Source organism: Bradyrhizobium sp. BWC-3-1 (genome assembly GCF_032917965.1).
In the GTDB taxonomy this organism is placed as follows: domain Bacteria; phylum Pseudomonadota; class Alphaproteobacteria; order Rhizobiales; family Xanthobacteraceae; genus Bradyrhizobium; species Bradyrhizobium canariense_D.
In genome coordinates this window covers 6,794,589-6,808,835 of record NZ_CP136625.1, presented here as the reverse complement: position 1 = coordinate 6,808,835, position 14,247 = coordinate 6,794,589, and the positions used below count along the sequence as shown (strand labels likewise).

General features: G+C 62.1%; 17 protein-coding genes. 10 read left to right on the top strand and 7 right to left on the bottom strand.

All coding sequences use genetic code 11. The annotated features are described in order from the left end of the window. Nucleotides 1-402: 402 nt before the first annotated feature. Complete coding sequence (locus RX329_RS32780; protein ID WP_161494795.1) at nucleotides 403-570, bottom strand: hypothetical protein; 168 nt, start codon at nucleotides 568-570, stop codon at nucleotides 403-405. Between the two features lie 142 nt (nucleotides 571-712). On the opposite strand from RX329_RS32780, the gene RX329_RS32775 reads away from it, so the two are divergent. The 4 genes from RX329_RS32775 (at nucleotide 713) to RX329_RS32760 (ending at nucleotide 2,429) form a co-directional block, all read left to right on the top strand. Further along, nucleotides 713-910: a hypothetical protein gene (locus tag RX329_RS32775; protein ID WP_143274135.1), complete on the top strand. Its 198-nt coding sequence runs from the start codon at nucleotides 713-715 to the stop codon at nucleotides 908-910. Further along, nucleotides 907-1,293 carry a response regulator gene (locus RX329_RS32770; protein ID WP_085360766.1) on the top strand — a complete coding sequence of 129 codons (387 nt, stop codon included), beginning with the start codon at nucleotides 907-909 and terminating at the stop codon, nucleotides 1,291-1,293. Before RX329_RS32775 ends, RX329_RS32770 begins: the two co-directional genes overlap by 4 nt. A gap of 420 nt (nucleotides 1,294-1,713) precedes the next feature. Continuing rightward, nucleotides 1,714-1,878, top strand: coding sequence for a hypothetical protein (locus tag RX329_RS32765; protein ID WP_162847261.1), 165 nt, complete (start codon nucleotides 1,714-1,716; stop codon nucleotides 1,876-1,878). 86 nt (nucleotides 1,879-1,964) lie between these two features. Further along, a complete protein-coding gene (locus tag RX329_RS32760; protein WP_085360768.1) occupies nucleotides 1,965-2,429 on the top strand; it encodes a hypothetical protein in 465 nt (154 codons plus the stop codon). A gap of 44 nt (nucleotides 2,430-2,473) precedes the next feature. Here RX329_RS32760 and RX329_RS32755 read toward each other — a convergent pair whose 3' ends face one another. Next, nucleotides 2,474-2,722 carry a hypothetical protein gene (locus tag RX329_RS32755; RefSeq protein WP_085360770.1) on the bottom strand — a complete coding sequence of 83 codons (249 nt, stop codon included), beginning with the start codon at nucleotides 2,720-2,722 and terminating at the stop codon, nucleotides 2,474-2,476. Between the two features lies 1 nt (nucleotide 2,723). Further along, nucleotides 2,724-2,951: a hypothetical protein gene (locus tag RX329_RS32750; RefSeq protein ID WP_085360772.1), complete on the bottom strand. Its 228-nt coding sequence runs from the start codon at nucleotides 2,949-2,951 to the stop codon at nucleotides 2,724-2,726. A 170-nt stretch (nucleotides 2,952-3,121) separates the two neighbouring features. On the opposite strand from RX329_RS32750, the gene RX329_RS32745 reads away from it, so the two are divergent. The 5 genes from RX329_RS32745 (at nucleotide 3,122) to RX329_RS32725 (ending at nucleotide 7,207) form a co-directional block, all read left to right on the top strand. Then, a complete protein-coding gene (locus tag RX329_RS32745) occupies nucleotides 3,122-4,051 on the top strand; it encodes a Ku protein (RefSeq protein WP_085360774.1) in 930 nt (309 codons plus the stop codon). Between the two features lie 6 nt (nucleotides 4,052-4,057). After that, the gene (locus RX329_RS32740; protein WP_201263220.1) at nucleotides 4,058-4,393 is read left to right on the top strand and encodes a hypothetical protein; all 336 of its coding nucleotides are present in this window, start codon (nucleotides 4,058-4,060) and stop codon (nucleotides 4,391-4,393) included. A gap of 1 nt (nucleotide 4,394) precedes the next feature. Continuing rightward, nucleotides 4,395-5,057 carry an HAD family hydrolase gene (locus RX329_RS32735; protein WP_317244829.1) on the top strand — a complete coding sequence of 221 codons (663 nt, stop codon included), beginning with the start codon at nucleotides 4,395-4,397 and terminating at the stop codon, nucleotides 5,055-5,057. Nucleotides 5,058-5,174: 117 nt separating this feature from the next. Then, nucleotides 5,175-5,873, top strand: a complete 699-nt coding sequence (locus RX329_RS32730) for a GrlR family regulatory protein (RefSeq protein ID WP_085364655.1) — start codon at nucleotides 5,175-5,177, stop codon at nucleotides 5,871-5,873. Nucleotides 5,874-6,196: 323 nt separating this feature from the next. Beyond that, complete coding sequence (locus RX329_RS32725; protein WP_085416040.1) at nucleotides 6,197-7,207, top strand: ion channel; 1,011 nt, start codon at nucleotides 6,197-6,199, stop codon at nucleotides 7,205-7,207. A gap of 40 nt (nucleotides 7,208-7,247) precedes the next feature. On the opposite strand, the gene RX329_RS32720 is transcribed toward RX329_RS32725, so the two are convergent. Further along, nucleotides 7,248-7,511 (bottom strand): hypothetical protein, encoded by a 264-nt coding sequence (locus RX329_RS32720; RefSeq protein ID WP_085357472.1) that lies wholly within the window; start codon nucleotides 7,509-7,511, stop codon nucleotides 7,248-7,250. A 369-nt stretch (nucleotides 7,512-7,880) separates the two neighbouring features. On the opposite strand from RX329_RS32720, the gene RX329_RS32715 reads away from it, so the two are divergent. Continuing rightward, on the top strand, nucleotides 7,881-9,452 hold the full coding sequence (locus tag RX329_RS32715) for a recombinase family protein (protein ID WP_317244828.1): 1,572 nt from the start codon (nucleotides 7,881-7,883) through the stop codon (nucleotides 9,450-9,452). A 248-nt stretch (nucleotides 9,453-9,700) separates the two neighbouring features. Here the strand turns inward: RX329_RS32715 and RX329_RS32710 are convergent, their stop codons facing one another. From RX329_RS32710 to RX329_RS32700, 3 genes are all read right to left on the bottom strand, one after another. Then, nucleotides 9,701-11,854 (bottom strand): exonuclease domain-containing protein, encoded by a 2,154-nt coding sequence (locus RX329_RS32710; protein WP_317244827.1) that lies wholly within the window; start codon nucleotides 11,852-11,854, stop codon nucleotides 9,701-9,703. 117 nt (nucleotides 11,855-11,971) lie between these two features. After that, nucleotides 11,972-12,697, bottom strand: a complete 726-nt coding sequence (locus tag RX329_RS32705; protein ID WP_317246455.1) for an SOS response-associated peptidase — start codon at nucleotides 12,695-12,697, stop codon at nucleotides 11,972-11,974. Between the two features lie 262 nt (nucleotides 12,698-12,959). Continuing rightward, nucleotides 12,960-13,988 (bottom strand): IS110 family transposase, encoded by a 1,029-nt coding sequence (locus tag RX329_RS32700; RefSeq protein ID WP_085357480.1) that lies wholly within the window; start codon nucleotides 13,986-13,988, stop codon nucleotides 12,960-12,962. Nucleotides 13,989-14,247 lie beyond the last annotated feature (259 nt).

Genomic DNA, 14,247 nt, shown 5'->3' with positions numbered 1-14,247 from the left:
GCCGCAGCTACGCAGCGCTGCGGCCGAATTGAAAATACGATAGCTGCTGAAATGCTCGCGCTCGACAACAGCTCTTCTTTAAGCACAGGCGCGGCGAACATTGGATTCCGTGATTCTACGGCTTGGAACTCATGGAAAACTGAAAGCCGCGCGGCGGCATGCGAGCTGGTGTCGAGCCCGCAGGCCTCCGCGGGCACCTGGCTCAGCCGAACGATCGCGCGATCTCCGAAAGCATGAGCTTGGCGGCTCGGCTGTATCGGCCCGCGTTGTATTGCTCGTCCGCGAAGTTGAGCGCGAGGAGAGCAATCATTATGGCAATCGCTACTCTCATGGCGCCGAGGATATTCGGAGGCCCTTAATCGGCCGTTAGCGAGCGGTCCGCGCCCCGGCCTGCGAACGGCCTCACTGCCGCAATGATGATTGGTCCTCAGCGGCGCGCAGCCGATCGAGCAGGGATTGCAACGGACGCGGAAGGTCCTGCTCGTCGCCCATGATGTGGCGCAGGCGTTCGCCGATTTCGGTGGCGATGGCGCGGCCGGGTACATCCTGTGGGCTGACGGGATTTCTCATTGCCAGCTGTTCTCCTGCTCGTTGCCAACATTCGGCACAAGGAATCGTTCGGCGAGTCCGGACCGAAATGTTCACTTTTATACATTGCGAGGAACGAACCGCGGAGGTTGTACTTTCCCTGTTGGGCCGGGGGCGGCCGGTCATGTGCCGGCAGGCCGCGACCCTGCTCAGGTTTGCCAAGGCTGTCGCCGATCCGGAGGTCGCGGCTGGCCTGGTCGAGAAGGCGGCCGACCTGAAGGAGCAGGCCGAAGAACCTCGAACGCTGCCGGTGACGAGGCGCCCGACGCCGCCGGCGGGTAGTCCTCTTCGGGTTGACTGTCGGCGATGGAGCCGCGAGTGAACGATCCTGTCCGCATTCTGGTCGTCGAGGACGAATCCGCGACCCAGCAATTCGTAGAGGAAGCTCTCACCGACGGCGGCTTCGAGGCGGAGATCACGCAATCCGGCGAAGAGGCGCTTTCCCGCTTCCGCGATGGCCGCTCCGGATACCGCGCCTTGCTCACCGACATCGGCATCGGCGCCGGGCCGAACGGATGGGTCCTCGCCCGGAGGACCCGCGAGATCGATCCCGACTTGCCGGTGGTCTACATGACCGGCGGTCACGCCGAGGAGTGGAAGTCGCAAGGCATGCCGAACAGCATCCTCATCGAAAAGCCGTTCGCACCGGCACAACTGGTCACGGCGATCTCGCAGCTTCTGAACACGGGCTCGTCGCCGGTCTGAACGGGCGTTGGCGCCCGCGCCAGCGGCCTTCAGAGCAGCGTGACGACGGCGACGACGACGGCAAGGCCCGCCACGGTCACGCACCAGCATGACACCTCAAGGCATCGCATCACCCGCGCCCCTGCTTCGAAACATCCTGCCCGACGGGAGGCTATACCGGGAACTTGGCTGCCGGAACCGAAACCTTTTCATGCCTTCATGAATTCAGCACAGGGGCTCTCGAACGCGAGGCAGTAGCCTATGGCCCCCATGCCCGTCGGCGACGTGGTTCTCACCGTCGCACTCATGACCGGAGCTTTCGTCGGCGAGGTCGCGCTTTTCGCCATTCTCGGCATCTTCTGAACACGGGGCCGCTGGCGCGAGCCTCGGCAGCGCACCACTTCCTTGTTCGCAGGCCGCAGAAAACCGCAGGGAGGTCGGATGTCCACCGTGGCAAAGCTGCTCGCGCAGAAGCGAGAGCTCATGGAGCAACTCCAGAACGATCCCGGTCCGAACGAGCGCGACGAGATCGAGCGAATTCTCGCCAAGATCGAGACGGCGCTGAGCTTGCTCGCTCCCGGCGATCCTGTGGCCGAAGGCGAGTAGCTCGAGCGCTTTCGTTCTGCATGAGGCTTCTTGGAACGGAGTTGACCTTCGCCGCTTTTCCATCGTGATTGCCGGAGGGAAATGCGATGAAATCGACGATGGCCCTTGCGTTAGCACTCGTCGCCTCGATATCCATGGTCTCGGCGCAACCGGTGAGATGGACCAGGTACACCATTCCGCAGACCGGCACCGCGGTGGATTTCCCTTCCTCGATCTTCACGGAAGAAGCCGGTCGGCCGGACGGGTACGGGCAGCGATTCCGAACCGCTGACGGACGCGCCGACCTCACGATCCAGGCCGCGCCCAACGTGGCGAACGATTCACCCGCCGCGTTTCTCGCGAAGAAGCACCCGCCTTCACGCATTCAGTACAAGCGGGTGACACCGCGCTTCTTCGCAGTGTCCAGCTACAAGGGTGACAAGGTTTTCTACGACCGCTGCAACTTCTCAGGGCGGCTGGTCCATTGCGTACTGATCAACTATCCCGCCGAAGAAGAGCACGCCTGGGACGACGTCGTCACCCGCATCAGCCTGTCACTCAGCGGCAAGTAGGTCGTCACCGGGTCCACAGGACTACGGGCTTCGCAGATGCGCGGTCACAGCGCGCTCAGGTCGTCCGGCACCTCGCCGAACTTCCGGATCACGGTGGCATCTCCGAAGTCGCCCGTCGCAGGATCCCCGCTGCGGCTGAACGCGACGGCGCCAACGACGCCGGGCGTCCGCGAAAGCGCCTCGGCTTTCATCACGGCCGCGTTCGGGTTGAAGCACTCGACCGCCTCGCCGGCGGCGACGCCGTCGTCGGCGGCCACGAAGGGCAGGGCGACGTAGTAGGTGACCTCCGACATCTCAGTCGTACCAATCCTTTCGGTCCCGGGGGACCTCGAACCGGCCGCGCGAGTAGCCGGCGGAAACCGAAGCGCGAAGCTCCTCGACCTGCGTCTCCATGAAGCCGTTCGCAACGATCAGCGCCTTGACGGCTTCCCGGGCGTCGCCGCCGCAAGCCGCGATGGCCTGGTCGGCGGCGGCATCGAGGTGGTCGGGAGGCGGTCCGGATGGCTCGGGCGTAGCGGTCATCGGATTATGTTCTCACTTTGTTCAAGAGAGTCAAGCGCCGGGACCGTGTTTCGCTGGCGGCTGCTGCAGGGAGGGGCTTGAATTGCGTGGACGGCGGCCGGAGGTGTCGGAACTGTGCCGCCTCGTTCGTCTTGAGTCCGTGTCCCTGTACCCTGGAGCGTTGCGTACCCATGGCCCCCCGCGCGAACTGGAAAGGCTTCCTGCGTCTGTCGCTCGTCACGTGCCCGGTGGCGCTCTACCCGGCCACCTCCGAGAGCGAGAAGATCTCGTTTAACCAGCTCAACAAGCAGACCGGCCACCGGATCAAATACCTGAAGGTCGACGCGGACACCGGCGACGAAGTCCCCAACGAGGACATTGTCAAGGGCTATGAGCTCGAAAAGGGCCAATACATCGAAGTCACGAAGGACGAGCTCGAGGAGATCGCGCTGGAATCGACGCGCACCATCGAGATCGACGAGTTCGTCGACAGGGCAGATATCGACCCGCGCTACCTGATCCGCCCGTATTACGTTCGCCCGGACGGCAAGGTCGGGCACGACGCCTTCGCCGTGATCCGCGAGACCATCCGCGAGATGGACAAGGTCGCGATCGGGCGGGTCGTGCTGACCAACCGCGAGCACATCATCGCGCTCGAGCCGATGGACAAGGGTCTGGTCGGCACGCTGCTGCGCTACCCGTACGAAGTCCGCAGCGAGCAGGAGTATTTCGACGAGATCCAGGACGTGAAGGTGACCAAGGACATGCTCGATCTCGCCAGGCACATCGTGAACCAGAAGGCGGGCAACTTCGAGCCGGAGAAGTTCGAGGACCACTACGAGACCGCGCTGATCGAGCTCATCAACCAGAAGCGCGCCGGCAAGCCGATCACGCCGAAGGATCGGCCAAAAGGCGAGAACGTCGTCGATTTGATGGACGCGCTACGCAAGAGCGTCGGCGGCGCAGCAGCCAAGACCGAGGCTCCGAAAAAGCCTGCCAAGAAGACGAAGAAAGCTGCGGCGGCTCAGAAGGAGATGCTGATGCCGATCGCCGGTAAGAAACCAGCTAAGGAAGCGGCGGCGAAGAAGCCGGCATCAGGGGCGCGGCGCAAGTCGGCCTGATGTAACGTGAAGCATCCGGTGACGCCCGACGGTCGCTACTTCGTCGTCCGTGGCAGGTTGTGGCGCATGGCCAACCTTGGCCTCGGTGAAGCGGAGCGGACCGGTCTCGTCGGCCATCTGATGAAGGCCCGAAGGGCGGTCCGCGAGGCCAAGCGGAACGCAGACCCCGAGGCGGAGGCCGCCGCGCATAAGGCAGTGGACAAGGCAAAACGCGAGCTCGGTGAGAGAGGCCCCGTCTGGTGGGAAGACGACGCACCCGATCTCAACCGGCACATGGCCAAAAACACAACCTACGCCGAATGGTACGCGAAGATCGATCGCTCACGCTCGGGAGGATCCTGAATTGACCAAAGCTGCAATTTTCGACGTAGACGGGACGCTCTTGGATTCGGTCGATCTCCACGCCCTCTCCTGGGACGAAGCGATGGTGAAATTCGGCCACGATGTCAGCTTCGAGCAGGCGAGAGGCCCGATTGGCAAGGGCGGCGACAAGCTCATTCCGCACTTCCTGTCCGAAGAAGCGCAGCGGGACCACGGCAACGAGATGGAGGAATGGCGCAGCAACCGCTTCAAGTCCCAGTATCTGCCGATGGTTCGCCCATTCTCGGCGGTCCCCGACCTGTTGCGGCGCGTGAAGGATGCCGGCGTCCGGATCGCCGTCGCTTCCTCCGCCAAGAAGGATGAGCTTTCCAAGTATCTCGAGATCGCGGGCATCGGCGACCTGGTCGACGTGACGACCTCGTCGGACGACGTCCAGGAATCGAAGCCGGCTCCCGACATCTTCGATGCGGTCCTGAACAAGCTTGGGGTTGAGGGCCACGATGCGGTGGCGATCGGTGACACCCCCTACGATGCCGAAGCGGCGAGGAAAGCGCAGATCGCGATCGTCGGCGTGCTGTGCGGCGGCTTCACCAAGAGTTCGCTGAGGCAGGCTGGATGCGTCCAGATATATCCCGGCCCGGGCGCCCTGCTTGCCTGCTTCGGGGATTCGCTCCTCGCCAGATGAATCCCATATGCGAGGGTCATGATCAAGGCGAGCCTTAAGGCGGCGGTTTGCTCTTGCTGTGCCTTTTCGCCTACCTTCGGACCGGCTACAATACGTAGGCGCAGCGGGGACAGGGTGTTGTTCGACGGGTTGTACAAATGCGAGTATCGCGCTGGCGCCGTGCTGAACCGTAGCGTCATGCATGTGCGCGGTGGCCGCATGCTGGGGGGAAACTCGGCTTTCGCCCACGTCGGAAGCTACGAAGAGATCGATGGCGTGATCGTCGGTCGCGTAGCCGGACAGCGCCATGCCATGAATCCCGAGGTGCGGCAGCTCTATGGTGCGGACGATGACGAGCTGATCTTGCGCGGCCGTGCGGTTGGCGATTCCTATCACTTCGACGCCTCTCCGGTCCGGCTCCCTGATCAAGTGATGCATTCCGTGATGACCAGCTTAGATGAGGAGTCATTGCCGCCGCCAGGAAAGGTCGGCAACGGCGGCATCCCAAATGGCCTTTACGGGCTGCGCATCCGCGCGCTGGATGGGATTGACGGCGGACTGACCGGTGTCATGCTGCTGGAGGACGGCCGCATGCTGGGTGGAGACGCCTTCTTCTACTATCTCGGCTCTTACTCCTCTGCAGATAACCGCTGGCGCGGTGAAATCGTCAACCAGGAACACACGGCGGCTCGCGACGCGATCTTCGGCGGGTACGAAGTGGGCATTGGCTTTTCGGGCAGCTGCGAGGCCAACGGCGCGATTTGGGAGGCGACGGCGCTCGCCGGAAAACGAAGTTTCCGGCTGGCGGCCGAGATGAAGCTCCTGCACAGGATCTGATCGAGACTTCAGTTCGTGCTCGGGTGAGGCCACGGCAGCCTGAGATCAACAAAGTCAGCGACCCAGTAGAGCTTGAGTACGGATCGCTTTGGCCAAGCACAGGGTGGCTCCGAGCAGCTGCGCATAGGAACGGCCGCGGCACCGTGCGGTTGGTGCTGGTTAATTGAAAATGCGCCGATGCATTTGGACCGACGAGCAGATAGCCGGAGAAGGATCTCCGCAGGATCGGTTTTGACCTCGGTTCTGGCCTGTGGGGCGGGATTGCTGATCCTCCACGCGCCCAATTGTGACGAGTTCGAGCACATCTCGCTTGGCGGCGCTCCATGATTATACAGACGGTCGAGATCATCGCAGGAATTGTCCTGGTCGTCCTCGCACTTCGCGATGTATTCGATACGGTGGTGGTGCCCGGTGAGAGCCGAGGCGCGCTCCGCGTGGCGCGACGGCTGCTCGCCATCATGCTCCCGATTTGGAAGTGGGCCCGCCGCGGCAAGAGCGGGGTCTCCACCAGCTTTGCGCCGGCGATCCTCATGGGCTCCTTCCTGATCTGGATGGTGCTTCTGTGGCTGGGCTTCGGCCTGATCGCGCATGCGCTGGGCGATTGGTTCGCGCCGCCAGCCGATTTCCCGGAGGCACTTTTCATCGTCGGAAGCGCGTTGTGCACGGTGGGATTGAGCGGCATCGAGGCCCACGGTCCGGCCCGCTGGGCCCTCGTCTTAGCCGGCCTTTCGGGCCTTTCGGTCCTGACGATGGCCGTCACATACCTGCTCCAGGTGCAAGAAGGCATTTCCCGCCGTGATGCCGGAATTCTCAAACTTACGACGGCTGCGGGTCAACCGCCCTCCGCTCTCGGACTGCTGGAGCGTTATGCCGACCTCGACTCTCCGGAGGAGATCAGACGCGTGCTTTACAGAGGACGGGATTGGTGCGCCACCGTCCTGCAGAGCCATGCTTCCCATCCATCGCTGATCTACTTCCGATCCGTCGGCGTGGGCTCGGGCTGGCCTGCAACGCTCGGAGCCATGATGGACCTCGCACTGATGTTCGAACTGCTGATCGAGGACCGCGAGAGCCGAGCGCCGGCGATCCTGCTCCGAAGCGAAGGATTGCGCCTGATCGACGATCTGAATGGACTGATCGGCCTTGAGGCAGAATCTGACGACACCAGTGCTGCGGCAGTTCCGCGGGTATGCGCCCGCTTGACGGCGGCTGGCTACAAGTTGCGTTCGTCGGTGGACGCAGCGGAGTTCGCGGAGCAGCGGCGAAAGCACGCTGGCCGGGTACGCGCCGCTGCTGAGCATCTTGGCACCACGGCGGCGCCCCTGATCCCTTGATCATCGGCAGCGGCATCGGGCCGTGGGTTGTTGGTGCGCTTCAGTCAGGCGGGCATTCAGGGCAGGTATCGCCGACCGAATCCAGCACTCCGCGGACCTCGGCGACAGCCTGGTCAGGAGACAAGCCGTCCGGAGGCTCCTGCCTCGCGATGTCCAACGCGCGCTCCCGGGCGTGAGGGTCGGCCCGCTCCTTTGCCCAGCCATGCTCCTCGCATTCATGGACGGCGCCCGCCTCCTGCAGCACGCCGAGCGCCCATCCGCGCAGCGTTCGGATCGCCGGCCGTCTTTCCTTCGTCATCAGCATCGAGCTTGCTCCTGCCGGGACGAATCCCTTCGCCCGTCTTCTCGTTCCGGGCGGTTAGCACGCAGCAGGGATTCGCAATCGGCAGGGCTGAGGTTTGTCCCCGTGTTCCGCGGCGCTGTGCACAACGCCACCTTCCGGTGCCGGCATGAGGCGCGTCCCAGTGCCCCTGCAGGCTGCTCGGCATTGCTATCCCGACCGTGGAAGGTGTAATTGCACTCGCAGGTACCTCCGAAGTGGCAGGAGGGGTGCATGGGTAATTGGCTCGTTGTTCCCAAAGGGACAAGCTTGGCGAGGCGATCCCGGGCGGGCCGTGCTGCGCAGTACGTTCGAATGTCGAGAGAGCTCCAGCGCTACTCGATCGCGAACCAGATGGCGGCCATCGCCGCCTATGCCGAGACGAACGCGCTCACGATTGTGCGTACCTATCGCGACGAGGGCCGCAGCGGGCTCCGGATCAAGGGGCGTCCTGGTCTCATCGAGCTGATCGAAGATGTTCAGTCGGGCCGAGCCGATTTCGACCACATCCTCGTTTACGACGTCAGTCGCTGGGGCCGGTTCCAGGATGTCGACGAGAGTGCCTACTACGAATTCCTGTGCAAGCGGAGCGGCGTCCAGATCGAATACTGCGCGGAGATCTTCAAGAACGACGGCACCTTTGTTTCCGGGATCGCGAAAAGCTTGAAGCGCGGCATGGCCGCCGAGTGGAGCCGGGAGCTCTCCGTCAAGGTGCACGCCGGACACTGCCGGGTCGCGAGCCTTGGATACCGTGTTGGCGCTCCCGTCGGCTACGGCCTCCGACGCTTGATGGTCGATGAAAGCGAGCATCCGAAGGCCCTTCTCTTAAAGGGGCAATTCAAGGCTCTGCAATCGGATCGCGTTCGGCTGCAGCACGGCTCGGCCGAAGAGGCCGCCGTGATCCGGGAAATCTTCGATCAGTTCGTCAACTGCCGGAAATCCTACAGCGACATCAGTCGCCAACTGAACGACGCGGGCATCGCCAATCAGAACGGTCGGCCCTGGACCGACGGCATGATACCCAGCATTCTCGGCAACGAGAACTACATCGGCAACACCGTCTACAATCGCACCTCAAGACGCTTGGGGCAGAAGCTGGTCAAGAATCCGGATAACGCTTGGGTTCGGGGCGCTGCGGCGATCGAGCCTATCGTGGACCAAGGCATCTTCGCTCGCGCCCAGAAGCTGCTGGCCGAGCGCCGCGTAGAGATTCCGGAAGAAGAGATGCTGTTGCGCCTTCGTCTCACGCTCCGCCGGCGCGGTAAACTCAACTCGCACATCATCAATACGACTCTGGGTCTCAATCACGTCTCCTCGTACGTGAAGCACTTCGGTTCGCTGCGGAAGGCCTATGCGCTGATCGGATATGTGTCGCCGCGCGACTGCGACTGGATCGATACCCGGGATTTTTGGGCCGCCGAACAATCGAGGCATGCCACCGAACTCGCGGTGGCGCTGCGAACGGAAGTTGGCCTCCAGGCCGATCTTGTTCCGGACGGCATCGGGCTTGATGTCGGAGGCGCGCGAGTGGTTTCGTTTCTGGTCGCGCGACGACTGGCGCATCGTGGAAAGGACCACGCTGCTCAATGGAAAGCCTACCGAAGGCAGATCTCATCGGGCCTGCTTGCCGTGATGCGGTTGGATGCGGCGAATCGGCAGATCGAGGACTACGTGTTGTTGCCTGCCCCGTTGAAGTCAGGACGCTACGTGTGGCTCTCATCTGATTCCCTTCGTCGACGTCGGGGCGCGCTTTACGGGGAAAAGAGGGCATTGTTCGGTGCCATCAAGGCAACGCTGGCAAAAACCAACCGTGCCGCCCCAACCAGCTCAGCACCGTCGAAAGAGCGATCGAAATCAGGCCGGCCCAAAACCAAGGGCTTCGGCGGGCGGCGCTCACGGTGCGGAGATACAAAACCGCTCCGATGAGCGTGCCGTAGTTCCTTCGGAAGTCACCATTCAATTTCGCAATCTTGGACAATTCCGAGGACGTCTCGACGTCATTTGCCATCGGGCTGGCTCCTTCGTCTTGGTAGGACCAGCGCCTTATGAACCATTGTTTTGCCCGACGGAGCAAGTGATATTTCGTATTATCAGAATAGCAATCGCAGTGGAACTTGGCCGGAAGCTTTAGAATTGTCAGTCCGCAGTCCAGGCACCTGCTTGGTGATGAATTGCTACGCTGCCTCGCGGTACCCCTCCTCGCTCCGCTTCTTGTTGATGAGATTCAACAACTGCGCCGAGGCCCGCGCATCGCATAAGGCTCGATGATGATTGTCGAGCGAGATGCCATATATCTCGCAAAGCTTCCCAAGTCCGTAGGACTTGTGTCCCGGATAGCGCCGCCGCATTCCGGCGCACGTGCAGAGCTTCGGGAATCTGAAGCGCCGCGCGATCCTATCGAATTCGTAGGCCATGAAACCGTAGTCGAAGCTGACATTATGGGCGACGAAAATGCCGTCCCCCATAAACTCCATGAATCGGTCCGCTACCTCCGCGAACAAAGGTGCGTCCCGAACCATTTCGTTCGTGATGCCGGTCAGCTGAACGATCTTTGCGGGAATGGAACGCTGGGGATTGATGAGAGAATGCCACTCGTCGACGACACAGTGATTGCGAACCTTCACCGCGCCGATCTCGGTGATGCGATCGCCATTCGACCAAGAGCCGGTCGTCTCGATATCGACCACCACGTAGTCCTGCTCGGGGTCGAAACGATAATCCACCCGACCGATCTCGGCGATGATGCCGGCGGCGCCGAGTTGGCGAAGGCGGGTCAGCTGGTTGCGGCGGATCACGTCCCCTTCGGCTTTGACCTCCATAAAGGACGCTTTGCCGTCCTGCACCAGCATCAGGTCGGGGAAACCGTCCCGCATGCCGCGGAAATCGTCGCACATGCTGCGGACGATGCTGGCTATCGCGGTCGGATCGAATCCTTCGAGCAGCGCGCGGAGCGCCTCCACTTGCACGTGATCCCAGCTGAAGATCCCATTCGGGCGGCCCCATTTTGCTGCGACGGTGCGGAGGATCAACGGAAGAGAAGCTCCGGACGCAATGGTGGCTAGTTTCTCGTCGATCGTCACGGCGAAGAGCCGCCGGAAGCTGCCGTCCTTCAGGCAATGGGGCAGCCAGTCGAACCCGCTGGGCATCCGGGTGCTCTCGAAGAGCTCGTCCCAGAAGAGAAGGCCGAACAGGGTATGCCACAGCACATTCTCGGTGAAGAAAACCTTGGTGCCCTCGCGCCGCAGAACGCCGGCGACGCCTGCTTCTGGATTGCCGCGATGGGTATCGTCAACGGTGATCGTTCGCCCGGACCGCAGCAGTTCGGTGTAAACGCCTGTGCGCCTCCCTCCGAATTTGCGAGCGTAAAAGTCAGTTGCGAAAACGTGCTCCCCGTCGCTGGCGGGATCGTCGATCATCCGCTGCAGCAGGTCTTCGGCTCCGGTGCGATCCCCGGTATTGTAAAGCAGGCGGACCAGGCGCTCGTTGCAGTCCGGCGAGCACCCCGCGCGGTAGAGCTGACGGGCAAGATCGCTCTCACCCGCTTTCTCGAAGAAAAGTCCGGTCTGATGAGCCGCTCGGCTGCGCAGGTCGTTGGCGTACTGTGTCCCGCAGGCAGGCCCGGACAGCACGTCGATGGCGGCCCGCCTGTGGACAGGCTCCGATCCGTTCTCAAGGCTGTCGAGAATCTGGCTGTAGTGGAACGAGGCAAGCGCCTCCTCGGCATCGGTGAAGCGTGCGCTGAACGCGGTCTCGCGGTTGGTGCGGAGGATGCCCAAGTCCCGCAGCGCGAAGTTCTTGAGGTTCACCTCGGTCTTGCCGAAGTAGAGATACAGCAGGAATTCGATTGGCCGCGTGCCGTCGAGAGCGATGAATTTCCGGGCGCCGCAGTGCTGCGCGGCCGTCGAAAACGGGATCTGTTCGAGATAATAGTCGATGAACTTGGCTTTGGCCCACGACTTGCGGACGTCTTTGCGCCCAGCCGCCTGTGCACCGGTGAAGAGGACATCTTTGGGAAGACAAGCGACGAACCCTGCGTAGTCGATTTCACCGATCCCCCGGGCATGACCGACCATCATCAGATCCGACGTCGCCTGCTCGATATCGTCGATCTCGGGGTAGTCGAACAGGGACCGATTGAATATCGCACCACGCCGGTTGATCATCCGGATCAACAAGCATCTGGCATCTCTCGAAAGAGTTTCGAAGCGCGCTATGAAAGCGTGATGGTCCGCGCCAAGAACGGGTTCGTACGTTCGCTGCACGAACCCGAGCATTTCGGCGAAATGGTCGAGATAATAGTAGGCGGGCAGTTGCGGCAGTTTAGTCAAGCGGACCTTCGCGGCAGGAATCGTTTGTTCTATTTTTGTTCGAACAATAAGGGTGAAGTCAAGCGCCTCGACGTGCTCCCCCGCTGGCTAGTCGCCGACCGCTCGGTGTCCGCGGAGTTAGGAAGGCGAAGCCGGGGTATCTTCCTTCACGCCGCGGGCGACGATCCGGAGCGCCCCATCCGGCAGCGGCCGCTGCAGCTTCAGCGCCTCGTCCGGAGGCGCGGTCATCCAGGTCTCGACCTCTTTCGGCGTCGTGAGGATCACCGGCATCGCCTTCGGGTGGATGGCGCCGACCTCAGCGTTCGGCTCCGTCGTCAGGAATGCATAGAGGTCGTTGGTGGTCTCGCCCTCCTTCACCTTCCGGACCGATGTCCAGTTGGTCCAGATGCCGGCGAAGCAAAGAAGGGGCCGGGTCTCGTCGAGCGCGAACCAGATGTCGCCGCCTTCGGCCTTGTTGAATTCGCTGAAGCTGTTGAACGGCACCAAGCATCGGTGCTCCGGACTCAGCCAGCGCGTCCAGTGTTTGCTCTTGACGTTGCGGATGTTGGTCGTGCCGCCGTCGGGCTCCATCCGGAGCAATTCCTTGAAGTCTACCGGCTTGCCTTTGGCTTGCAGCTTCTCGGCCCGCTTTTTGGTAGCATCCATCTGCGCCTTCGACGACGAGGGCATGCCCCACCGAGCGGTCGCGAGTTCGCGGCCGTCGGTGCCGGTGCGGACGATCGGCGCCCTATAGTCCGGAAAGACGCCGGGCATCGGCGCCAGATTGCCGACGTAGCGGTTGACGACGCGGAACAGCGCGCTGATGGCCGCCTGGTTGGTGGTGATCGAATAGAGATTGCAGATGTGGACGGCCCCCCACTTGTCAGGATTGTAGCAGACTTTTGGCCAGATCGCTTGCTATCAGATGTCCGGCCTGTTTGCGCGGACAAAGCCCGCTGGCCGAGATGGTGTTCGCTACGCACGCTCCAAGCACATGGGCGACATTCTTAGTGCCAGTGTAATCTTCGGAAGCTCGCGCGTATCGACCGATCGGTCCTTCCATCTACTGCGTCCTGCAAGTTCGTGGGCAATCCGCCGAGCAACCTGCTCGCGGGCCGATTTCAGATCAAGTCGGCATGGCGGCTACCGGCTGCTTGTACACGCCACCCGATATCATCAGGCGCCAAGCGATGCGGGCAAACTTGTTTGCCAAGGCCACCGCGACCAACTTTGGCGGCTTTCGCCCCAGCAGCGAAGCGAGCCATTGTGTGGGCTTATGACGGCCCTTTCGGATATGCCTCAGCAGTGCGGTTGCACCGACGATCAACGTCGATCGCAGTATAGAATCTCCGGCCTTTGTAATGCCGCCGAGCCTTTGCCGGCCGCCAGTTGAATGATCCTTGGGTGTCAGCCCGAGCCACGCCGCAAAGTCGCGACCCGATCTGAACGTCTCGGGCGGCGGCGCTTTCATGCTGAGCATCGACGACCCAATCGGACCGACGCCTGGAATTGTCGCAATACGCCTGCTGATGTCATCCTCGCGATGCCACTTCATCAGCTTGGCCTCGATGTTCGCCAGGCGAGCTTGGACCGCGGCATACTCGTCAGCCTGAAGGCGGAAGAGATCCCGCGCCATTTCCGGCAGGCTTTCGTCTTCGAGCACACGTTTGATGAGTGCCGCGACGTTCTGCTGGCCGGCGGGCCCGACGATACCAAACTCAGCGGCATAGCTCCTGAAAGCATTGGAGAGCTGCGACTTCACGCTGACCAGGCGTTCCCGCACAGTCATCAACATGCAAGCCGCTTGCCGTTCCTTCGACTTCACCGGTACGAACCGCATGCTGGGCCGGGTGACCGCCTCGCACAGTGCCTCGGCGTCGGCCGCGTCGTTCTTGCCGCGCTTCACGTAAGCCTTCACGTATTGAGGAGGGATCAGCTTTACCTCGTGCCCGAAAGATTGGAGCAGGCGCCCCCAATGGTGCGAGCTGCCGCAAGACTCTATGGCGACGAGAACCGGCGGAAGCCGCTCGAAGTAGCGGATCATCTCAGCTCGCCGAAATTGGCGCCGGACAACCACTACCTCATTTTCATCAACACCGTGAAGTTGGAACACCGACTTCGAGGTATCCATGCCGATACGAACGGGAATATTCATTAGACTTTCCTCTCATCTTTCTGTGACGCCGAGAGCGCCATCAAACCGTGGGGATGAGAGGCCGTCCACACCAGCACAAGGAGTCAGGTCTCCGGATGTCGGGGCCACGGGGCGAGCTGCAGAAGCTTCGCCGGCGATCGCCTGCGCGCTTGCTACAGCGTAGCCGGTCAGCTAGGTCATTAACTAACGTCGTCGTGTAGTGGGTGAGCGCCGGGAATCGACGTCCCCTGGTTTTGCAGCGCGAGCACTCGGTCTCCAG